Annotated in this window: 17 protein-coding genes, 4 tRNA genes and 1 pseudogene; 3 read left to right on the top strand and 19 right to left on the bottom strand. The window is 37.4% G+C overall.

The window, feature by feature from the left end; translation table 11 throughout:
• The first annotated feature begins 2 nt into the window (after positions 1 to 2).
• Complete coding sequence (locus RICGR_RS06235; RefSeq protein ID WP_240992241.1) at positions 3 to 1,571, top strand: hypothetical protein; 1,569 nt, start codon at positions 3 to 5, stop codon at positions 1,569 to 1,571.
• Positions 1,572 to 1,696: 125 nt separating this feature from the next.
• Here RICGR_RS06235 and RICGR_RS06230 read toward each other — a convergent pair.
• A pseudogene (locus RICGR_RS06230) lies at positions 1,697 to 2,921 on the bottom strand (IS256 family transposase).
• Between the two features lie 67 nt (positions 2,922 to 2,988).
• Positions 2,989 to 5,502 (bottom strand): hypothetical protein, encoded by a 2,514-nt coding sequence (locus RICGR_RS06225; protein WP_240992240.1) that lies wholly within the window; start codon positions 5,500 to 5,502, stop codon positions 2,989 to 2,991.
• Positions 5,503 to 5,782: 280 nt separating this feature from the next.
• Here RICGR_RS06225 and RICGR_RS07985 point away from each other — a divergent pair, with 280 nt between their 5' ends.
• Entirely contained in the window at positions 5,783 to 5,947 is a 165-nt protein-coding gene (locus RICGR_RS07985; protein WP_240992239.1) for a transposase, read from the top strand.
• A gap of 80 nt (positions 5,948 to 6,027) precedes the next feature.
• Here RICGR_RS07985 and RICGR_RS06220 read toward each other — a convergent pair.
• The 7 genes from RICGR_RS06220 to RICGR_RS06190 form a co-directional block, all read right to left on the bottom strand.
• A tRNA-OTHER gene (locus RICGR_RS06220) sits at positions 6,028 to 6,098 on the bottom strand.
• A gap of 318 nt (positions 6,099 to 6,416) precedes the next feature.
• Entirely contained in the window at positions 6,417 to 6,665 is a 249-nt protein-coding gene (locus RICGR_RS06215; RefSeq protein WP_040615227.1) for a hypothetical protein, read from the bottom strand.
• A gap of 250 nt (positions 6,666 to 6,915) precedes the next feature.
• A complete protein-coding gene (locus RICGR_RS06210) occupies positions 6,916 to 7,728 on the bottom strand; it encodes a nucleotidyl transferase AbiEii/AbiGii toxin family protein (RefSeq protein WP_006035904.1) in 813 nt (270 codons plus the stop codon).
• A complete protein-coding gene (locus tag RICGR_RS06205; RefSeq protein WP_006035129.1) occupies positions 7,725 to 8,564 on the bottom strand; it encodes a type IV toxin-antitoxin system AbiEi family antitoxin in 840 nt (279 codons plus the stop codon). Before RICGR_RS06205 ends, RICGR_RS06210 begins: the two co-directional genes overlap by 4 nt.
• A gap of 797 nt (positions 8,565 to 9,361) precedes the next feature.
• A tRNA-His gene (locus RICGR_RS06200) sits at positions 9,362 to 9,437 on the bottom strand.
• A 25-nt stretch (positions 9,438 to 9,462) separates the two neighbouring features.
• Positions 9,463 to 9,539 (bottom strand) — tRNA-Arg (locus RICGR_RS06195).
• 102 nt (positions 9,540 to 9,641) lie between these two features.
• Positions 9,642 to 9,718, bottom strand: a tRNA-Pro gene (locus RICGR_RS06190).
• Between the two features lie 280 nt (positions 9,719 to 9,998).
• Between RICGR_RS06190 and RICGR_RS06185 the strand changes: the two genes are divergently transcribed.
• Positions 9,999 to 13,433, top strand: a complete 3,435-nt coding sequence (locus RICGR_RS06185) for an acyl-[ACP]--phospholipid O-acyltransferase (protein WP_240992238.1) — start codon at positions 9,999 to 10,001, stop codon at positions 13,431 to 13,433.
• A gap of 58 nt (positions 13,434 to 13,491) precedes the next feature.
• Here the strand turns inward: RICGR_RS06185 and RICGR_RS06180 are convergent, their stop codons facing one another.
• The 10 genes from RICGR_RS06180 to rplM all read right to left on the bottom strand — a co-directional run bounded on the left by RICGR_RS06180 (position 13,492) and on the right by rplM (position 20,862).
• A complete protein-coding gene (locus tag RICGR_RS06180) occupies positions 13,492 to 14,796 on the bottom strand; it encodes a replication-associated recombination protein A (RefSeq protein ID WP_006034655.1) in 1,305 nt (434 codons plus the stop codon).
• 56 nt (positions 14,797 to 14,852) lie between these two features.
• Complete coding sequence (rimK, locus tag RICGR_RS06175; RefSeq protein ID WP_006035602.1) at positions 14,853 to 15,734, bottom strand: 30S ribosomal protein S6--L-glutamate ligase; 882 nt, start codon at positions 15,732 to 15,734, stop codon at positions 14,853 to 14,855.
• Positions 15,731 to 16,180: an ATP-dependent zinc protease family protein gene (locus RICGR_RS06170; RefSeq protein ID WP_006035850.1), complete on the bottom strand. Its 450-nt coding sequence runs from the start codon at positions 16,178 to 16,180 to the stop codon at positions 15,731 to 15,733. Before RICGR_RS06170 ends, rimK begins: the two co-directional genes overlap by 4 nt.
• Before the next feature lies 1 nt (position 16,181).
• Positions 16,182 to 16,568, bottom strand: a complete 387-nt coding sequence (locus tag RICGR_RS06165; protein WP_040615642.1) for a ClpXP protease specificity-enhancing factor — start codon at positions 16,566 to 16,568, stop codon at positions 16,182 to 16,184.
• 3 nt (positions 16,569 to 16,571) lie between these two features.
• Complete coding sequence (locus RICGR_RS06160; RefSeq protein WP_006035035.1) at positions 16,572 to 17,222, bottom strand: glutathione S-transferase N-terminal domain-containing protein; 651 nt, start codon at positions 17,220 to 17,222, stop codon at positions 16,572 to 16,574.
• 48 nt (positions 17,223 to 17,270) lie between these two features.
• Positions 17,271 to 18,041: a cytochrome c1 gene (locus tag RICGR_RS06155; RefSeq protein WP_006035666.1), complete on the bottom strand. Its 771-nt coding sequence runs from the start codon at positions 18,039 to 18,041 to the stop codon at positions 17,271 to 17,273.
• A complete protein-coding gene (locus RICGR_RS06150) occupies positions 18,029 to 19,219 on the bottom strand; it encodes a cytochrome b (protein ID WP_006035730.1) in 1,191 nt (396 codons plus the stop codon). Before RICGR_RS06150 ends, RICGR_RS06155 begins: the two co-directional genes overlap by 13 nt.
• A gap of 117 nt (positions 19,220 to 19,336) precedes the next feature.
• Positions 19,337 to 19,918: a ubiquinol-cytochrome c reductase iron-sulfur subunit gene (gene petA / locus RICGR_RS06145; RefSeq protein ID WP_006034749.1), complete on the bottom strand. Its 582-nt coding sequence runs from the start codon at positions 19,916 to 19,918 to the stop codon at positions 19,337 to 19,339.
• A gap of 69 nt (positions 19,919 to 19,987) precedes the next feature.
• Positions 19,988 to 20,422 (bottom strand): 30S ribosomal protein S9, encoded by a 435-nt coding sequence (gene rpsI, locus RICGR_RS06140; protein ID WP_006035352.1) that lies wholly within the window; start codon positions 20,420 to 20,422, stop codon positions 19,988 to 19,990.
• Between the two features lie 2 nt (positions 20,423 to 20,424).
• The gene (gene rplM, locus RICGR_RS06135; RefSeq protein WP_006035063.1) at positions 20,425 to 20,862 is read right to left on the bottom strand and encodes a 50S ribosomal protein L13; all 438 of its coding nucleotides are present in this window, start codon (positions 20,860 to 20,862) and stop codon (positions 20,425 to 20,427) included.
• Positions 20,863 to 20,892 lie beyond the last annotated feature (30 nt).

Below are 20,892 nucleotides of genomic sequence, written 5' to 3'. Positions count from 1 at the left end.
TTGTGAACAAAAGGATCGGCTATCAGGTGTTGAACCAAATGGGAGGATACCTTTCGAAAAAGCCGTTTCTTCGTGCGCATTGGTGGTCAAGCCGCTGGATAGCTTATATGACGATCCATCCTCCACTCACAGAAACAGATCCCTTATGGAAGCGGAGTAAAAATGAGCTGAGGTTGTTGCGTTTATTTAATGTGAGGCCTGAAGAACTGGGTCGAAAAATAGAACGCTATTGGAAAAAGCCGCGCTGGCGACGTTGGTTGGCCTCTTTTGGGATGAAGAAAAAGATTGATGTATGGAATTACTACCAGCGATGTTTGGCGTACCAAGCGGTGTGTCTAAGCAGAGGGGAACAGGAAAGGAGAGTGATGGGGGAAAGCAACACTTTATTTAACGAATTAGGGTTCGTTTTATCGCAATTCAATGCGCAATTTGAAAACGATTTAGAAAAACGGTGTCGCAATCCACAGTGGGTCGAAAAACATTTTTTGAAAGCAATGAACGTGTATAAGCAACGATTAAAGGAAACGTTTCTGAGAAAGCTCACTGAATTGTTAACCCCCATCCAGAAAGAAGCGGATCGAGCGGCTTTAAAACAAGTTGCTGAAGAAGAATATCAGCACGTCGAGGCGTTTATGTTAAATTATTATCTTCACTGGTTAAGCGAGCGTTTATATCGCGCTGCGTTTCATTTAGTTTCTGAGAAAGGAATCGATGTGACCGAGGAGGTTGTATTGAGTCCAGAGGCTCGCGTGAGAAATGATCCACAACCCCTGTGTTCGTCCTCTTTGTCAACTCGACCGAGAAAACTCTATTATGCTGGAATTACTTCATTACACAATGTTAAGGAATGGATTCAACACCAGCGACAACGTTTAACGGCTTTAATGGAAGAAAATGCAATTGAAGAAGTCGAGCGATTATTACAAAGCAGCCTCCATGAGATTAAAACAGTCGCACAATTTTATTTAGACGACTGTGAGCGGTTGTTTGCAACGATTCAAGGCAAGTTTGAGGTGTATGATGTTTTTTTAGAGTATTTGAATAACTTACAAAATCGATTAAAGCCTTTACTGCAAGGCGGGATGCGCTTATTTCATCCGGATCACGTGCTCAATGTAGCGCATTCGCAAGCGATGCGTGAGCTGATAACACGCTACAGTCAATTTTATTTGGAAGAAAGCCGCGCTTATGTGGAGCGGTTTAAAAAATACCATGAACGTATGAAAGGGTTTTATGAATATTCACAGCAAGCCTTTCAAGATGAGTTCAGTCAAAGTTGGTCTTATCTTTCAGCATGGGTCGACGAATTAGAAGTGGCCGTTAAAGAATTAGAACAATCCTACAAAGAGTTTGCGGTGAAATTAAAAGAATTCGATGCAAAATGCACACAAGACCGAGCAGAGTTTAAACAAAAAACTGCAGAGTTTGAACAAAAAAATGCAGTCATGAAAGCCGATATCGCAACGATCATGCGCTCACTGCGCTCACTGGGATTACCGCAGCAGCACACCGACACCGAGGTGGAGGCATCGGCATCCTCAAACCATGCCCACTTCTTTGGTTCTCGTTGATGGAGGGCAGTTGTGAACAAAAGGATCGGCCATCAGGTAACGGGGTAAGTTATGTTCCCTAAATGGGTATACATGCCTGTTGCTACAAAGCCAGAGAGTGTTCACCAAACTGTGTCATTAATAATTTATCGTAACTGTAAATTTAGCCTGCCATCAAAAAATATCTGCAGTTGAGAAGCAATTAAAGCCCAATTATGCAGGGGCTGGCACCACTTTTCTAGTATTTTTTGACAGGCACAGTAAATTAATTGAAGTAAGGCATTCTCACTGGTAAAAGCGCCTTTATTTTTGGTATATTTACGCACCTGGCGATGAAACCCCTCCACTATATTAGTGGTGTAAACAATACGTCGTAGCTCTTCTGGGTACTTAAAATACTGAGACAAACGCTCCCATTGAGTTTGCCAAGACTTAATCACAGCAGGATACTTTTTACCCCATTTTTCATCAAGCTCCAATAGGCGATGCTCGGCTAAATCCTTGGAGCTCGCACGATAAACCAACTTTAAATCGGCCATAAACGATTTCTGATCTTTGCTTATAACGTACTTTAATGAGTTACGGATTTGATGAATCACACACAGTTAAATTTCTGTCTGGGGAAAAACCTCAGCAATGGCTTCAGGAAAACCCTTTAATCCATCGATACTGGCAATGCGAATATCCTCAACTCCGCGAGCGCGCAAATCATTTAAAACGTGTAGCCAGAAACGAGAACCTTCATTTTCAGAAAGATACAGCCCTAAAATTTCTTTACGTCCCTGGTTGTTAACGCCTAAAACCGAATAAAAAGCACGGCTACTGACTTTACCTTCAATACGTACCTTTAAAATGCATGGCATCGAGAAATACGATGGGATACACAGATTCTAGCGGTCTATTTCGCCATTCCGTTATAACCGGCATTAACTTATCGCTTATCAGGCTTATTTTAGCCGCTGAAACTTCTAGCCCATACATCTCCGCCAGATGGTCTTGGATCGCCTCATAACTCATCCCAAGTGCATACAGCGATAGTATTTTGTTATCCAAGGATTCGTTTAAAACCGTTTGACGTTTTTTTACCATTTGCGGTTCAAACGTTCCTAGACGGTCTCGGGGTGTTTCCAGCTCAAAACTTTCTGTCCCCATTTTTAATACTTTACTTGTTTTTCCATTGCGTCGGTTCGATAACTCAGGCGTTTTCGATTCTGATAATAAATGGGATTCTAATTCACCTTCTAACGACGCTTCGATAATTTGTTTTATTAACGGCGTTAATATTCCGTCTTTTCCTGTTAACGATTCTCCTGATTTTAGTCGGGCTATCGCTTCAGCTTCAAATTCTTTGCTTAGTATCGCTTGTTTCATGTCAACTCCTAAAATTCTTAATTTAGTTTAGCGTTGACACAGTTCCTTGAATACTCCCCAAAGCCCGTTAAAGGGCTTGGTTTGGAGAAGTCAATTCTATTTTGTCTATGATATTGCTCAACGTATCAATATGTTTTGCTGAATCTGTCTTAAAAAATAGAAAATTACCCGTGCATCCTTTATTAATTAACTGACCCATTCCCAAGGTAGTAATGAGTATCAATAAATTACCTAAAATTTGTTTATAACCCCGATGTTTATCTAATACAAGTCGTTCTTGGCTAATGATATCGAATGCTTTTTCTTTATAAGTTTTAGAGTCAATTTTTTTTTCTGTAAAACAGCGATGATTTAAGTCGCGCAGTAAACGAACTATATTGGTTGCTTTGCAATAGGCTAAAATAGCGCCACGATCATATAAATTTTTAGCTTTATTTTCAAGTTTATCGAGTTGTATGGCAATTTTTTGAAATGTGCTTAAGTCGTTTAATTCCACATCTTTGTCATCTTTAACTAGAAATGTTTCTTCTTGATTTATAATATCCTCTTTCTGCATTTCTAAAGTAGAACTATGATTACTAAGGCAGTTGCCGTTTTGTACTTGCTCTTGAAATGTAGTTAAGTCACCTAATTCCACTTCTTTGCCCGCTTCAACTAGATTTGAAAAGTGAGAATCAGCTCTATTTTTATATAGGCTACTAAACTCGTCGAACATAAGTTTAGCGACATTGTTTTTAATGTGATCCCAAATCACTCCCACGCCATCTTCTTTTATTTGTTCTATTAAGCGAGCGAGTGCGTCAGCCGTATTAGCATTGGCGAAGGTTGTTAAATAGCGTACGGCTTCTTCACGAACAACGATAGGTAATTTAAGTGAAGCCGTTGCGTTTGTCATATAGAGCAATTGACAATCAGGGTGAATACCGTGTAATTTTTCAATAAATTTATTAAATGTTCCCGCAGAACAAACATATCGGTCTGGGCCGCCCTGATCGATACCTAATTCTGATAAATTATACCCTCGTTGTACTTCATATAACGCTTCGACGAATTGCATTTGTGCATCTTCAAGACTACCGACTCTTTTTTCATCATCATGTAGGGCTAAAAACGCTAATGCTAATAATTGTCTTGTTGAGACTTTGGAGATAGGGTCAGTAAAAGTATGGTTTGGCGCTACGATCCTTAAAAAACCTCGTTGAGCCACTTTATTTTTTTCAGAGTCGTCTGTTAGACTATTGATATAGGCTTGTGTCTTTCTAATAGTCCTTTCTAAGCCAACCCCGTCAATCTTTGATTTATAACGATTAGCTAATCGAATCGCGGATTCAGAAACAGATTGATGAACGCTAGCGGTATGAGTACTTTGTGTGCCGTTAATATGGGGTATCGCAACAACATCATTATTGTCATCAAGATGAGGATGGATGCCTAGAATATTTTCAACCGTAATCTGGCCATTTATTATTCTTTGCCGCGTATCCTGATCTCTTAGTGCAATCATTGCATTTTGACGTTCATACCGCGGAATTTGTAGATATTGCTCGAGAGTAATAATGCCTTCGGCCATCGCTTGCCGGCCATCAGGTGAAAAAAGATATTTCATACTGAAGCGATCATGCCACGGAATTTGTAGATATTGCTCGAGAGTAATAATGCCTTCAATCACCGCTTGCCGGCCATCGGATGAAAAAAGATATTTCATGGTCCCGCGATTATATGTTGAGGGTTGCGGATATCGCTTGAGAGTAATAATAGCTTTAGCCACTATTTGCCAGCAAAGTAAAAAAAGATCTTTCATGGTCTCGTTCATGGTCTCGCGATTATATGTTGGAATTTGCAGATATTGCTCGAGAGTAATAATGCCTTCAGCAATCGCTTGTCGCCCATCAGGTGAAAAAAGACATTCCATACTGAAGCGTTCATGTGGTGGAATTCGTAGATATTGCTCAAGTGTAATAATACGTTCGGCCATCGCTTGCCGGCCATCAGGTGAAAAAAGATATTTCATGCTGTAGCATTCATGTAAAGGGATTTTAAAATATTGTTCGCGGGTAATAATTCCTTCGGCCATCGCTTGTTTTTCATCGGGTGTTAAAAGAGATTCTACCCTATGGCGTCCGTCCCATATATTGATATTGCGTTCGTGTAATGGAATTTGCAGATATTGCTCGAGTGTAATAGTACCGTTAGCAATCGCTTGTCGCCCGTCGGATGAAAAAAGATATTGCAGGCTATAGCATTCATTCGATGAGATTTGTAGATATTGCTCGAGTGTAATAATACCGTCAGCGATCGCTTGTCGCCCGTCGGGCGAAAAAATGTATTGCATGTAATCCTGTCCAGTCCATATCTCAGGAATTCCATTGCATTTGTAATATAAATTGTTACGTTTATCCCATGGGATTTGTAAATACCGCTCGAAAGTAATAATACCGTCAGCGATAGCTCGTCGCCCGTCGGGCGAAAAAAGAGCTTCCATGCTATCGCGTTCATTCCACGGGATTCGTAGATATTGTTCGGGTGTAATAACTCCGTCAGTCACTGCTTGATCTATTAATTTTTGATATTTTATGGCCATAATGAATATATAGTAAAATACTAAATTAATTTAATATATCATAATAATTTAAAACGAAAGAGTAAATTATAAGTAAAGTAATGTAGATAAAAAAGATAAAAAAATAAGGGATAAAGAGATGATAAAATCTAAATTCATTAAATTGAGGTAGTATTTATTATTCATTATCTTCCCTCATGAGAAATTTTTTTAAAATTTATTTATGCAGTCGCACGAACTGTAAAAGCGTTGGATGCTTCTTCAGCAAATTTAAAAGAGTTTCTAAAAATATATTGAAGATATGATGAGTATTGCACATAAAATTGAACAGCAAGGTCTGCGGAAAGGTTGGTACGAAGAAGATTTAAAGATTGCGAGGAGAATGCTGGCGAGAGGAGCTGATTGTGGATATATGAAAGACGTTATAGGGCTTTCTGATCAAGATTTATTGAACTTAGAGGATTAATATTTAAGACATTACATTCACGTATCGGTTAGAATTCCTTCAGAATGACACGAAATAATAGTATAAGTGTTTGATTTTACTGGTGGGCCGTGATGGGATCGAACCATCGACCAATAGATTACTACTGCTCTACCTGCTGAGCTAACGGCCCTGAAATGGATAAACAATCGATCGGGGACAACTGGAGTTTCACAAATAATTATTCTTCGAAAATCTCAGCTAAACTGTTGGCTTCTAAAATAGCCTCCCCTCATCGGAGTAATGTTTTGGAATCCGCTTTACGTAACTAACCTGTCTAGATATTGGCGTGGTATGACGGAATTTCCGTTGTTAAGAGACCTGCACTATCGCATATTCTCCCTGTTGAATTCCTTTTTGTGTTCCGATTCGTTCAAAGCTTGTAATATAAGTCATACCATGTTTCTCTTCAAATTGCTGAATTTCTTAATTATAACGTATTTCTAAAGGCTTAGGTGTAAGCTACCCAGTCTATAAACGTGAGCAAGGCAATGACCCTGTCACAACTCTCGCGGCGAGCTGCGATAAAACAAGCAAACGGATTACCCTGATTTTCCAAAATGTGTTCTTGATTGCGATAGTCCAGTAATTTATGGATATAAAAAGAAAATTGGATAACCGGCTGTTCCCAAACGACCGATTGATAATGCTCAGGCCACCAACATGGGCTACCGTCTATGAGAATCGCCAATGCAAGCATCTAAAACAGACTTCCAACCAGTATCTGTTTCACTGCAAGGTGGGTTGATTTCTATTTCAAGGGGTTTCCGTTTCAAGTAAAGTCATGGTATTTCCTTATTATCGTTTATGTCAAAACAGATAATTGTCCCAAATAACGTGTATCTTACACTTTTCTCGTTCTTTGCGCTGCGCGATTAATTCTTTCCGTTCTAATGCTGACAACTTTCCATAGCTGTTATGGTTTATCTGTGTTTATAGTTAATTTATAGTTATAAAATGCTTTTCCATCTTTTACCTGGAAGCAATGAGATTACTTTTTCGAATACCTCTATTGTTGCTTTTTCAAAATCCCACTTAATTTCAGGTGATAATAGTGGACTAATATCTTGGCCAAAAGAGCCCGTATTAAGTTTTTGAATAAAATTTTTTTCAAATAGGGCACGGGTGATATTCTTATCTTCTTTTTTCGTATACTCAATAAAAGCAGAAATTGCTTTTTTAACATCAAAATTTTCTTGTTGAAGAGCAAACCACAAATCAAATAAATCTCGTCCTTTATCACGCTGATAAAAAGCGCGTAATTTAGTGCCAATGAGCTCGCTGAAATTATAACTTAATATATTAGCATTACCCGAAAACCACCGTGATTTGACAGAAAACTCTTTCGGTTGTAGCTCAAAAACAGAAAAATGTTCCCGAGTATTAATCTCAATTTTTAGTTTTTGTGTCGCAATAGCGTTTTCAGCTAAAATATTGTAAGTGAGAGTGAATGTTTTTTTGCTTCGTTTTCTTTCAGGTTCGCCCAGTATAGGATCGACAATACTTCTAATCGTTGTAATCGTTTTCCCAATAGGTTCTGCTTTAATTTGTACAAGATCAATATCTTCTGAATAGCGAATAGGGCGAGAGGTAAATAATTTATAAATTGCTGTGCCACCACGAAAAGCTAGTGAGTCCGAAATATCGGGATGATTGAAAAGCTCCACCAATAAGCGGCTAATTATTAAGTCTTGTTCAACCATTTTGTTATCTGACCAGGGTACAATTTGTCGCCATTCATTTAAATAAGCATTAGCAATCATTTCTCTAGATCCAATTTTTTATTGATAATTAGTTTCCACTTATTGTTTTTTACTTCTCGTGAGAATAATTTTTTATCTTTTTCTAATTTTATGGAAAATTTTTTAAGCGTAAGGGATTTTTGGGGGGATGCTACTAATAGGCGGCTGCGTACACGGCGATTTTTGAGCAATTGAAACAAACCATCACTCAAATCATTTGCTTTAATTAAATCCAGCAAATATCCAAGTCGTTGTATCTCGGTAGCTTTATTTATAGTGGATGCCAAATGTACTAATTTATTACGCTCTAATTTTTTTACCAAATCCATTAGTACGGTTAAAACATTATCTAGGCCTCCGCAGTGATCAGGATAAGTGACCATATCTATTGCGGTGGCTTCAGGACTTGAGACCCTTACGATACCTTGAGAAGTGTTAAAATTTTGAGTAGGGGTGCAATCGCTATTTTTTTTAGTGATAAAGACTATCTTAATACGCCCACAGGTAATAGATCGTCTTTTTTGATTGGTTATCACTTGAAATTGTTGTGGTCTATGATGTGCAGCACCATAATACTGTGCGGCACTTAACAACCCTATGTAATAGGATGCTTTAATATGCCGCATAAGATCAAAAATAAAATGATCCGCAGGGCGACATTCCAATATCCTATATTCAGGGGGCACTATAATATAAAAACCGCTTAGTGGCTGAGAAAGCTCCCCTTTTTCTTTCAGACGTCTTAAAGCCGCTCTTATTGCCGCGTCAGACACACCCAAAGCCTCTTTAACTTGAGGGAAAGTAAAGCTGCAATAACCTTTCGCCTCCAGGCGAGTCAGAAAAGTACTAATTTGCATGAATTATCCCATCCCGTAAGGTTTCGAAATGTAACACTTTTCGTTGTATTCTGCAACCGTATGGGGCACTGTTTTTCTTTCGGGGAGGTGTGGTTTAGGTTAAATGACGTTATCTCTTTGTGATTGAGCTCAGCTGTCCTCTTCTAATATATCTACCCGGAGAAAATACCGATTATTGCAGTTTTGTAGAGCTGACATTTTGATGTGAGGTTTTCAAGATGTTGGCTGCCTTTTCTATTGTTCCACAATGCTGAATAAATATCTCAAAAGCATTTTTCTCCATACTTATCCACTCCATTTATTTTTTTTATGAATAGGAATAAGGCAAGTCTATATAAGCTTTACGCAACACGTGTTGCGAATAGGTTCAGTAACATAAGAAAAAGCATCTAGCTACTTGGATGGCAAACAAAATAGCCGTGCAGAAGCTACATGATCGATTAAAAGCTGATCTGTGGCACCAAAGTAAATTAAAAGAAAGACCAGAACGGTTATGGTAGGATGCTGTCATCAAATGGTTGAAGGTATCAGCACATAAACGACAAATGGGTAGAACCTTATCTTAAAAACAAAAAATTAAGTGAGATGGATAGTGATATGATTGAAGCGATAGCGCAAGAAAAGTAAGAAACGAATGTTTCGCCAGCAAGAGTTAATCGGCTACTAGCGCTGATTCGATCTATCCTTAATAGAGCAGAACGTAATATGCACACTTAAATAGTGATCGTCTAAAAGAAGCCACGGGTCATGTGACTGGTACAAAACGGGTACATTTAGCCGGGCAACCCATTGAAAAATGGGGTGAACGATGGGGATCGAACCCACGACAACCGGAATCACAATCCGGGGCTCTACCAACTGAGCTACGTCCACCATTGAATCCAAACGGCAAAGATATTGGCGCGCCTGGCAGGACTCGAACCTGCTACCCTCGGCTTAGAAGGCCGATGCTCTATCCAGATGAGCTACAGGCGCGAAAATTACTAATTTTTTAAACGAGCTGGTTTACTTCTTAATGATAAGGAAGTGAACCGTTTTTTAATTATCGATTAAAATTAAGTACAAATCCAAAAATTTTGGTCGGGGTAGAGGGATTTGAACCCCCGACATCCTGCTCCCAAAGCAGACGCGCTACCAGGCTGCGCTATACCCCGTTAACCATTGGAACTTAATTGACATAATACGCCAACTATCGGTGCCAACTTTGCGTTAAGGATAATACCTGTGCAATTGATTAATATCAACTGATATCAACTGATCTTCTTATAACGTCACGTTAAAAAATAGTCATGTATTTTAATGGCGTGTTATAAGATAAAATTGAATAAGCGAATGGTATTTTTTACAAAAAATGAGGTTTAAAGCAAATTTTTTACTATGTTATACTGATAAGCTTTTTTAGAAGAGGTGTTGGTGGGTCTCATGAGGGGGGGAGTGCCTGTAATTAATCAGTTTTCCTTGTTAAAAAATCGACAATTTGTTCCTTTATTGTTAGTACAATTCTTAGGTGCATTTAATGATAATGTATTTAAAAATGCTTTAATTATATTAATTACTTATCAATTTGTTGCACAATCGCTTTTTCTGCAACAGCTTTCAGTGACGCTTGCGGCAATTTTATTTATTTTACCTTTTTTTCTTTTTTCTGCTTTTGCAGGTCAGCTAGCGGATAAGTTTAGCAGACGCTCCTTGATCATTTTTATCAAAAGTTTTGAATGCCTTTTTATGTTATTAGCGAGTATGGGATTTTATTTTCGCTCAGAAAGTTTATTGATGTTCGTTTTATTTTTGATGGGCACGCATTCCAGTTTTTTTGGGCCTATTAAATATGCTATTTTACCTGATTTATTAAGGAAAGATGCTTTAATTGCAGGAAATGCATTAATAGAAGCCACCACATTTATGGCTATTTTGATAGGAACACTTCTCGGCGGATTATTAATAGCGAACCATATTGATTTAAGATGGGTTTCAACAATAATGATGTCGATTGCCAGTCTGGGGTTAGGGGCTAGTTTTTATGTTCCAACGACGCGTAAAGCAAACCCAAATTTAAAATTAAATTTTCATTTTATTCAAGTTACGCTACAAATCATCCAGCAAGTGAAGATTGAAAAAAAAGTTTTCTTAGGGATACTTGCCATATCCTGGTTTTGGTTAATAGGCGCAACATTCTTAACACAATTTCCTAATTTTTCTAAAAATATTCTGCATGCTGATGCAAGTGTAGTGACTCTTTTTTTAATTATTTTTACAGTAGGGGTAGCAAGTGGTGCATTAGTTTGTAATCGTTTGTTAAAGCATAGAATAAGTATGAAATGGATACCGCTTAGTCTTTGGTTAATGAGTTTTTTTATATTTGATCTTTATTTTGCATCGAGCCAGGCTGCCACGCATACAGAAAAATTAATTAATTTTTCTAATTTTTTTAATACATTATCGCACTGGAGAATTTGTTTAGACTTGTTAGGTCTATCAATGGCGGGAGGTATTTATATAGTTCCTTTGTATACTTTCATTCAAACCGATACGGCTCGTGCACATCGTGCGAGGACAATAGCAGCTAATAATATTATTAATTCTTTATTTATAGTTCTTGCAAGTATCGTTATCGTTTTCTTACTTAAAATTGATTTAACGATTGCGCAAATTTTTTTATTGTTAGGGATTATTAATATAGGAATAGCGGTTTATGCAACACGTTTAATTCCCCAAGGATTGATTAAACCATTTTTACGAAAACTATTAAGCCTTCTTTACGACGTTAAGCTCAGTGGATTTGAGAATTATAGACTTGCAGGTGAAAGCGTTGTTATTATTGCGAATCACACATCTTTTTTAGATGTCGTACTCATTTATGCGTTTTTACCTGACGAACTTTTATTTGCAATCAATAGTTTTACTTCCCGAATTTGGTGGATACGGCCTTTTTTATATTTTTCTACTGTTTTTGAGCTTGATCCTTTAAATCCTTTGGCCATTAAAACATTAATAAAAGAGGTAAAAAAAGGACAAAAATGTATTATTTTTCCTGAAGGAAGAATTACCACAACAGGAGCCTTGATGAAGCTTTATGAAGGTCCTGGCTTGGTAGCACATCACGCTAAAGTTAATTTATTACCTATTCGTTTACAAGGAGCGCAATATACGCACTTTTCTCGTTTAAGAGGGAAAGTTCAACTACGTTGGTTTCCAAAAATTTATATTTCAATTTTACCTCCTCGAAAGTTTATCGTTGATCCCACAATGAGTAGTCGAAAAAGAAGACAAGTGATTAGTAATCAGCTTTATGACATGATGGTGGAGATGTTGTTTTGTAGCACAGATTACAATAAAACGTTATTTCAAGGATTATTAGAAGGGAGATCGATCCATAAGGGTAAAACAAAAATAGTAGAAGATGTTACACGAGTCGCTTTAAACTATAATCAATTAATTACACGTTGTTTTATTTTAGGGTCTTATATTGCTCAATGGACTCACTATCAAGACACTGTAGGGATTTTATTGCCCAATAGAGTGACTGCTGTTGTCAGTTTTTTTGCATTACAGGCTGTAAGTAGAGTTCCCGCTTTACTTAATTACACGATGGGTTTTTTCCAAATTGAATCGGCCTGTCATATTGCTCAGATTCGTTGCATACTGACCTCTAGACAATTTATAGAAGTTGTTAATTTATTTGAGCTTGTTAAGCGACTCAATGAAAAAGGCATACACATTATTTATCTAGAGGACGTGAAAAAGGAAATTTCTTGGAAAGATAAATTAAAAGCGAATTTATTTAGCCGATTTCCTCACTATTATTATTATAAAAAATTAAAAAAAGGAACGCATCCAGAAGATCCTGCAGTGATTTTATTTACTTCCGGATCAGAAGGTGACCCCAAAGGTGTTGTTCTCAGTCATAAAAATATACACGCTAATATTGCGCAGATGACGACACAGGTTGACTTTAACAAACGCGACATTTTTTTTAGTTCCTTACCTTTATTTCACGCGTTTGGCTTAACGGCCTGCATTATTTTACCTGTCTATCATGGAATAAAAACATTTCTTTATCCTTCTCCCCTCCATTATCGTAAAGTTCCCAATATGATTTATGAATGCAATGCAACGATTATGTTTGGTGCAGATACTTTTTTAGCAGGTTATGGTCGATATGCACATCCCTATGATTTTTACAGTGTTCGCTATGTTTTTGCAGGTGCTGAAAAATTAAAAGAAAAAACGCGTAAATTATGGATGGAAAAATTTGGAATCCGTATTTTTGAAGGGTATGGCGTAACAGAAGCGTCCCCTGTTATTAGCGTGAATACACCGATGCAAAACAAGCCAGGTACAGTCGGTAAATTTTTGCCAGGTATTCGTTATGAGATTGAGCCGGTTTCTGATATAAAAGAAGGAGGACGATTATTAATATCGGGCCCTAATATCATGCTTGGGTATTTAAGTAAGGAACTGGGCGAAATTATACCTCCCCCTCATGGTTGGCATGATACAGGAGATATTGTATCGGTCGATGGGGAAGGATACCTGACTATAAAGGATAGGGTGAAGCGATTTGCAAAAATAAGCGGAGAAATGCTTTCTTTAACGGCGATAGAAAACAAAATTTATGAATTATGGCCGGATAAATATCATGCACTATTCAGTGTTCCAGATGCTAAAAAAGGCGAACAACTTATTTTGATAACCGGTTATCAGTGCGCAACGCGATCTTTACTGATTAAAGCATTTAAGGAATTAGGGCTATCGGAATTAAGTTTGCCAAGAAAAATATATTTTATGGATAATATGCCACTATTAGGCAGTGGTAAGGTTGACTATAGAGCAGTAAAAGAGTGGTTGAAAAAAACGTTAATGCGTTAAATAAAAGGATACATAGAGAATTATTTATTAAAAAGTTTAACGATGAAATAAGTTTTTTTTATTCATTATTCACGGTTTTCTTTTTTAAATGCTTTAACTTTTCTGCAATTTTAAGCTCTAATCCGCGAGAAACAGGAAAATAATATTGTCGACCGACGAGTTCTTCAGGGAGATAATTTTCGCCGAATGCATAAGCATCAGGCTCGTCGTGTGCATAGCGGTAGTTTTTTCCATAATGAAGTTTTCGCATCAATTGAGTCGGTGCATTACGAAGATGAATGGGTACTTCTAAGCTTCCACTTTCTTTCACTTCGCGCATAACTTTTTTAAAAGCAGTATATACGGCATTACTTTTTGTAGTACAAGATAAATAAACGACCGCTTGAGCTAAAGCAAGCTCGCCTTCAGGACTCCCTAAACGTTCTTGCGCCATCCACGCATCTAAAGCAATGTGTAAACCCCGAGGGTCTGCATTGCCGATATCCTCACTGGCCATTCTTACAATACGTCTTGCGATATATAAGGGATCACATCCACCATCGAGCATCCGAGCGAGCCAGTAAAGGGCCGCATCGGGATCAGTGCCGCGAACTGATTTATGAAGTGCTGAAATTTGATCATAAAAAAATTCTCCATTTTTATCAAATCGTCTTAAACTCGTTTGAGTCATTTTTTTTAAACTATTTTGGTCAATAATATTATTTTCAGCTATTTCCGCTGCAATTTCTAAAAGATTTAAAGCTTGACGCGCATCGCCATCAGCCATGTGCGCTAATTGCTTTTTTATGGAAGTTTCCATCATTAACTGTTGACGGCCCAGACCATTGACCTGATCATTTAAAGCGCGATCAATGATTTTCATAATGTCATTGACACTCAATTTTTTTAATACATAAACGCGGGTTCTTGAAAGCAACGCATTATTAATTTCAAAAGATGGGTTTTCAGTGGTCGCGCCAATTAATATAAAAAGTCCTGATTCTACAAAAGGTAAAAGTGAGTCTTGTTGAGATTTATTAAAACGATGTATTTCATCAACAAAACAAATTGTTTTTTGAGGTTGATGTGTATTCATTTGGGATTTTATACGATCTGCAAGTTGTCGTATTTCTTTAACACCCGATTGTAAAGCAGATAAGGATTCAAATTTTGCCTGAATGTGATGTGCCATTAATTGAGCTAAGGTCGTTTTTCCTGTTCCGGGTGGACCCCATAAAATCATGGAGTGTAATTGATTGTTTAACAAGGCGCGACGTAACGGTTTTTGAGGCCCTAATAAATGAGCTTGACCAAAAAATTGATCTAAATGCTGAGGCCGCAAACGTGCCGCCAAGGGTGAAAAAGAATAAGTAGGTATTATCATTCCTTGATTTATACGAAAACACGCTTATACAGTCAAGAATTATGCTTCATTATTGCTTAATGCTTTTGGGATCGTTTTTCGATCGATTTAATAATGATTTCAGCAATGTTTTTTTGGGTGGCTTTTTCAATGCCCTCTAATCCTGGGGAAGAATTGACTTCCATGACTAAAGGGCCTCGATTGGAGCGTAACAAATCTACCCCTGCAATGTTTAAGCCAATAACCTTAGCGGCTCGAACAGCCGTTTCTCTTTCTTCAGCGGTTAATTTAGTCAGTCGAACAGTTCCACCTCGATGGATATTAGAACGAAATTCACCTAATTTAGCTTGTCGTTCCATCGCGGCAATGACTTTTCCGTTGACTACAAAACACCGAATATCAGCTGCTTTGGCCTCCTTGATATATTCTTGAACCATAATATGGGCTTGTAAATCTAAGAATGCTTCAATAACGCTGATAGCGGCTTGTTGAGTTTCAGCAAGTACCACCCCAATCCCTTGAGTGCCTTCTAAAATTTTAATGACTAAAGGAGGGCCGCCCACCATGCTAATTAAATCTTGAATATCATCAGGGGAGTAAGCAAATCCCGTGATAGGTAAACCGACTCCTTTGCGAGATAAAATTTGTAAGGAACGAAGTTTATCTTGAGCTCTGGTAATGGCAATAGAATTATTAGCCACATAGACTCCCATCATTTCAAATTGTCTGACGAGTGCAGAACCATAAAATGTGATGGAAGCGCCAATTCTGGGAATAATCGCATCGAATTTATCTAAAATTTTTCCTTTATAATGAATATAAGGATTTTGGGTGGTGATATTCATATAGCACCGTAAAGTATCTATAATTTTAACGTGATGACCTCTTTTCTTGGCTTCTTCTTCTAAACGACGCGTGGAATAGAGCTTTGGACGCTGGGATAAGATTGCAATTTTCATGGAATTATAGTTTTTTTGCTATGCAAATAAGAATAAGTTGGATTAATCGTAAAACGATGTTTTAACGCTGTTCGGCCTAATAACATTCTAAAACGCATGTTATCTCGACTCGTTAAAGTAATTTCAATGCTCCAGCATTGGGTCCCGAGGACAATAGTCGTTTGAATAACACATCTATTTTCTTTATGTCCTCCTGAGTCGGTCACTTCCCGTATATCAAATAGGTCTGCGGTACAGGGAATTGCTTTTTTAGGAAATCGCCGCGGTTGAGGATGTATAACAAAGCGTACTTGCTTTTGATGAGAATTTTTTTCAATAATTTCTACATGACAGGCGTGCAAAGCGGAAGTTCGAGCACCGGTGTCGATTTTAGCTTTTAAGCGAGGTATTCCTAACGCAGGTAAAGATACCCATTCTCTCCATCCAATCATGATAGGTAATGACATGTTATTTAACAATGGACAGTTTAGGTTTTGTCCCCGGTCTAACGCGAGGAGGTGGATTGTTTCCATCCTCATCATGGTTTTCTTTTTCTGTAAAAGCCATACCCTGACCGTTTTCCCGTGTGTAAATAGCTAACACGGCCTGAATAGGTGCATAGATGAGCATGGACTGGCCATTAAAGCTTGCTTCAAATTGTATCGCTTGTGTATCTATTTTTAAATTTAATACCGCGTCATTGGATATATTTAATGTAATTTTACCTTCTTTAATACAGTGCTTGGGTACTTCGACATGCGGTAATTCAGCATCTAAAACAATATAAGGCGTTAATTGATTATCAATAATCCAGTCATAAAATGCACGTAATAAATAAGAACGATTTGAGGTCATCATTTAAGTTTTTACTCCAAATTCAACTTCATTTAAAGTTGCTATAAATGAAGGGCGTTCAAATAAGCGCTCTTCATAGTCTTTAATTGCGCTTGGCATAGGAGATAGTTTAATATTTAAACGATTTAAACGCCACAATAAGGGTGCCATACAACAATCAACTAACGTAAATTCGTCACTCAAAAAAAATGATTTACCCGCGAATAGAGGAGCAAGACTCGCCAAGCTATTTTCTAATTTTTTTTTGGCATCCTGTAAAGTTTCTGCAGGTTTTATTGATTGGGAAGTATTTAACGCACTTTCAATTTGTTGCAGTAAAGGATACCAGTCACGTTCAATTCGATAGATCATTTGTCGACTTTTTGCACGGGATACGGGATAAACAGGTAATAAAGGGGGATGAGGAAAACGTTCGTCCAAATATTCAGTAATAATATTTGTTTCGTAAAGAACAAGATCACGATCAATAATCGTTGGTATAGTCCCATAAGGATTATGTTGCAGTAAGCTTTCAGGCAGTTCTGTCGATGGTACTTCTATCATCTCCGCATTAATTCCTTTCTCAGCCAAAACGATACGTACCCGATGACTATAAGGGTCATTGATATTGGCATATAAACACATCGTTGAACGTTTACCGGCAGGTTGTGCCATATAAAAAATTTCTCCATATAGTAATCATTTAAAATAACAGTGCTGAAATTAAGAAAAATTTTTATTTTCTATATCTCTCCAAATTCTTTTTTTTAAATTATAAGCAAAATAAATGAATAACAATAAAAATCCGCATACTTTTTTTCCCAATAAATGGCGATTATTTTTTGTAGGTTCAGCGGTATATGCTAAAAAATTGACTAAATCAGTAATTGTTTCTTCTAACATAAGATTTTTTGTTTTATTGTGATGAGTGGATGAATATACATTGTTGATCGTTTTTAAATCCTTAGTAGGAGACGACGTATGGGCGCTGTTGATACGTATGACGGCTAACGGGTCCGGCATAGCCGTATTTTTGATCAAGCGATTATTAACTCCAAAAGGCCTCGTATTATCTAAGTAAAAGCTAATTAAGTAATTATACACCCAATTAGTGCTTCGTGCCCGCGTTGTCAAAGAAAGATCCGGAGGGGGTTTCCCAAACCATAATAAACTTTCTTTTGGCCATAAATTTGATTTTATTTTATCGCTCGGTTTAGCCTGAGTAAAAAAGAGATTATTTTTTAATCGTTTTTGGGTTGCTACGTTGAATTTATCATTTTGTATATTGAGGTCTATCCCAAGCCGATTATAACGCATATGCTGCAATGAATGACAGCCCGAGCAATAATTCATAAAATATTTTGCACCTCGTTGTATTGAAGCCAGGTCTGATTGTTGAATTCCAGATTTTAAAGGTTTCGTTTCAAGAAATATTATTCGTGATAAAAATATAAAGTTAAACAGAAAAAAAATACTAATAATTAATTTCCACATAAAAGTGCTGATAATTTATTTTTTTCATATTTTGTATAAATCGGCATGAGTAAAAAAAAAAGAAAATATATACCGATTAAAATCTTTATAAGAACTATTTTATTGGGAGTGAGTAAAGTTGTACTTATGTAGGTAAGAAGGACAAAACTAAGACTGAAAATGGATAAAGCAAAACGAGAGTAAGCGCCACGATATCGCATTGATCGAACGGCGCTACGATCAAGCCAAGGTAAGATAAATAGTATAAATAAAAAGGCAACCATTGTTAAAATTCCCAATAATTTATTAGAAATAGCACAAAGTACGCCATAAAAGGGGGCTAAATACCAGAGTGGTTTTATGTGATTTGGGGTTAATAAAGGATCGGCTGGAGTAAAATTATTGGCATCTAGAAAATAACCATTCATTTCAGGAAAAAAAAATACAATCATTGATAAAATAAATAAAAAAATTAATAAAGCGAGTAATTCTTTAACTGAATAGAAAGGATGGAAAGGTACTTTAAAAAGTGCTTTGTTGGAAAAATTGAGTCTAGATGATAGAGACATTCCCTCGGGGTTATTGCATCCTACTTTATGTAAAGCAATGAGGTGTAAACGAATGAAAAGGATCAAAGATAAAGGAATGGCAATGATATGGAGTGCAAAAAAACGATGGAGCGTTTCTCCGGATACCATCGAATTCCCTCGAATCCAAAACAGGAGTGTTTGGCCAATACGTGGAATGGATTCGAATAATGAAGTGCCAATTTGACTTGCCCAATACGACGTTTGTCCCCAAGGAAGTAAATATCCCAAAAATGATTCAACTAATAAAATAATGTAGAGACATACACCGAGCAACCAAACAAGTTCTCGAGGTTTTTTATAAGATCCATACAAAAGACTCCGAAAAATATGTGCATAAACGAGAATAAAAAAAAGAGAAGCTCCCGTAGAATGTAAATACCGCAATAACCAGCCGTAAGGTACCTCTCGCATTATTATTTCAACAGAATTAAATGCTTCTTCAGGTGTGGGGGTATAAAACATGACGAGCCATATACCTGTCAAAATCTGTAAGAAAAAGGTAAAAAGGCTTAAAAACCCAAAAAAATACCAAAAATTAAGATTTTTTGGCAAATAATAGTGTGTAAAATATTTTCGACGATACTCATTAAAAGGAAAACGCTCAGACAACCAATTGAATATCCTTTTTTTATTTGAACGTTGAAATCTCTTTCTATTCAATTGACAATTTCCATAGTCATTATAGATCTTATTTCAGCTCGATTACTCAAGAAATCCATTTAAGATTTAGACGAGCGTTGGATTTTCTCCAATTAAAAGCGTATGTTCATTGATAAACCGATAAGGAGGAATTTTAAGATTAGTCGGTGCAGGTACATTTTTCATTACCCGTCCCGCAAGATCAAAACGAGAACCATGGCAAGGGCAGTAAAATCCACCTGGCCAATTGCGACTTAATTCTCCTTGAATCGGTTTAAATTGAGCTGAACATCCTAGATGAGTGCATAAACCGATGAGTATTAAATATTCAGGATTCAGTGAACGATATTCATTGTGTGTGTAAGCGGGTTGTTCTGCAGTTAACGAGTTAGGATCGCGTAATAAAGCATGAATCTTCCAAAGATTATCTAACATCGTTTGCGTTCTGCGGATAATCCAGACGGGTTTATTTTCCCAATTAACAACCATGGCGTGTCCAGGAGCGAGATGGCTTAGATTAACTTCCACCGATGATTGCGTCGATTGTTCACGTGTTTCTATGGCGGGCTGTAGTGATGCTATAAACGGGACAACAGAGATAGCCGCTAAGCCAAACCCCGACATGAGCGCTACTATAACAGTGAATAATTGTCGACGATTTTCTTCCATTTTTCCGTCGTTAAACGAGATAATTATATTTTAGACCTAAAAAATTCTAATAATAAACGACCATTATCGTTATCGTTTTGAATATTGAGTTCCTTTACGCGCTTTATGTCGCCCTACTTTCTTTCGTTCAACTTTTCTTGCATCACGAGTAACCAAGCCCGCCTGACGCAACAATCGTCGAAATGATAATTCGTTATCCGTGGTGTCATCAGTATTCGTAGTCGTCGATTCATCATAATCGATGAGCGCTCGACTTATACCGTGCCGAACAGCACCTGCCTGACCGCTGCTTCCACCACCCGATACGGTAACCACAATATCGAATCGGCCGATTTGGTCAAGCACGTCTAAAGGCTGATTGACTATCATTTGAGCGGTTTCACGGCCAAAATAATTTTCTAAAGTGCGACCATTTATTGAGATAATACCTGTTCCTTTTTTTAGAAATACGCGAGCGGTTGCCGTTTTACGTCGGCCAGTTCCATAATTCTGTTCTAATGCCATAATTATAACCTATCAATGCGAGTGGATTTAGGGTTTTGAGCGCTATGAGGGTGCGAAGAACCTGCATAAACCTTAAGTTTTTTTATCATCGCATAGCCTAAAGCATTTTTAGGCAACATACCTTTAATCGCTTTTTCAATAATTCGAGAGGGGTGATTTTTTTGCAATTTTTCAAACGTGGTACACTTTAGCCCGCCAGGGTAGCCCGTATAATGCATATACTGTTTATTTTTGGCTTTCGTACCCGATACAGTGACTTTCTCAGCATTGATAACGACGACATAGTCTCCTGTATCAACATGGGGCGTGAATTCTGGTTTATGCTTTCCGCGTAAAATAGAAGCCACCTTAGTCGCAAGATGGCCTAGCGTTTTACCTGCGGCATCAATTAAAAGCCATTTTTGTTTAATAAGGCCAGGCTTGGCCATCAATGTTTTCATAACTGGGAAGCTCCGAAGCTTTCTAAATGC

Source organism: Rickettsiella grylli (assembly GCF_000168295.1).
In the GTDB taxonomy this organism is placed as follows: domain Bacteria; phylum Pseudomonadota; class Gammaproteobacteria; order Diplorickettsiales; family Diplorickettsiaceae; genus Aquirickettsiella; species Aquirickettsiella grylli.
Note: the sequence above shows the minus strand (reverse complement) of the source record. Positions and strands in the feature narration are given on the sequence as shown.

What these genes read in the sequence shown, in the direction of transcription:
- RICGR_RS06225 (WP_240992240.1), bottom strand. Translation starts at nt 5,502, where the DNA reads ATGGCCATAAAATATCAAAAATTAATAGATCAAGCAGTGACTGACGGA.
- RICGR_RS07985 (WP_240992239.1), top strand. Translation starts at nt 5,783, where the DNA reads ATGATGAGTATTGCACATAAAATTGAACAGCAAGGTCTGCGGAAAGGT.
- RICGR_RS06215 (WP_040615227.1), bottom strand. Translation starts at nt 6,665, where the DNA reads ATGCTTGCATTGGCGATTCTCATAGACGGTAGCCCATGTTGGTGGCCT.
- RICGR_RS06210 (WP_006035904.1), bottom strand. Translation starts at nt 7,728, where the DNA reads ATGATTGCTAATGCTTATTTAAATGAATGGCGACAAATTGTACCCTGG.
- RICGR_RS06205 (WP_006035129.1), bottom strand. Translation starts at nt 8,564, where the DNA reads ATGCAAATTAGTACTTTTCTGACTCGCCTGGAGGCGAAAGGTTATTGC.
- RICGR_RS06180 (WP_006034655.1), bottom strand. Translation starts at nt 14,796, where the DNA reads ATGATAATACCTACTTATTCTTTTTCACCCTTGGCGGCACGTTTGCGG.
- rimK (WP_006035602.1), bottom strand. Translation starts at nt 15,734, where the DNA reads ATGAAAATTGCAATCTTATCCCAGCGTCCAAAGCTCTATTCCACGCGT.
- RICGR_RS06170 (WP_006035850.1), bottom strand. Translation starts at nt 16,180, where the DNA reads ATGTCATTACCTATCATGATTGGATGGAGAGAATGGGTATCTTTACCT.
- RICGR_RS06165 (WP_040615642.1), bottom strand. Translation starts at nt 16,568, where the DNA reads ATGACCTCAAATCGTTCTTATTTATTACGTGCATTTTATGACTGGATT.
- RICGR_RS06160 (WP_006035035.1), bottom strand. Translation starts at nt 17,222, where the DNA reads ATGGCACAACCTGCCGGTAAACGTTCAACGATGTGTTTATATGCCAAT.
- RICGR_RS06155 (WP_006035666.1), bottom strand. Translation starts at nt 18,041, where the DNA reads ATGTGGAAATTAATTATTAGTATTTTTTTTCTGTTTAACTTTATATTT.
- petA (WP_006034749.1), bottom strand. Translation starts at nt 19,918, where the DNA reads ATGGAAGAAAATCGTCGACAATTATTCACTGTTATAGTAGCGCTCATG.
- rpsI (WP_006035352.1), bottom strand. Translation starts at nt 20,422, where the DNA reads ATGGCATTAGAACAGAATTATGGAACTGGCCGACGTAAAACGGCAACC.
- rplM (WP_006035063.1), bottom strand. Translation starts at nt 20,862, where the DNA reads ATGAAAACATTGATGGCCAAGCCTGGCCTTATTAAACAAAAATGGCTT.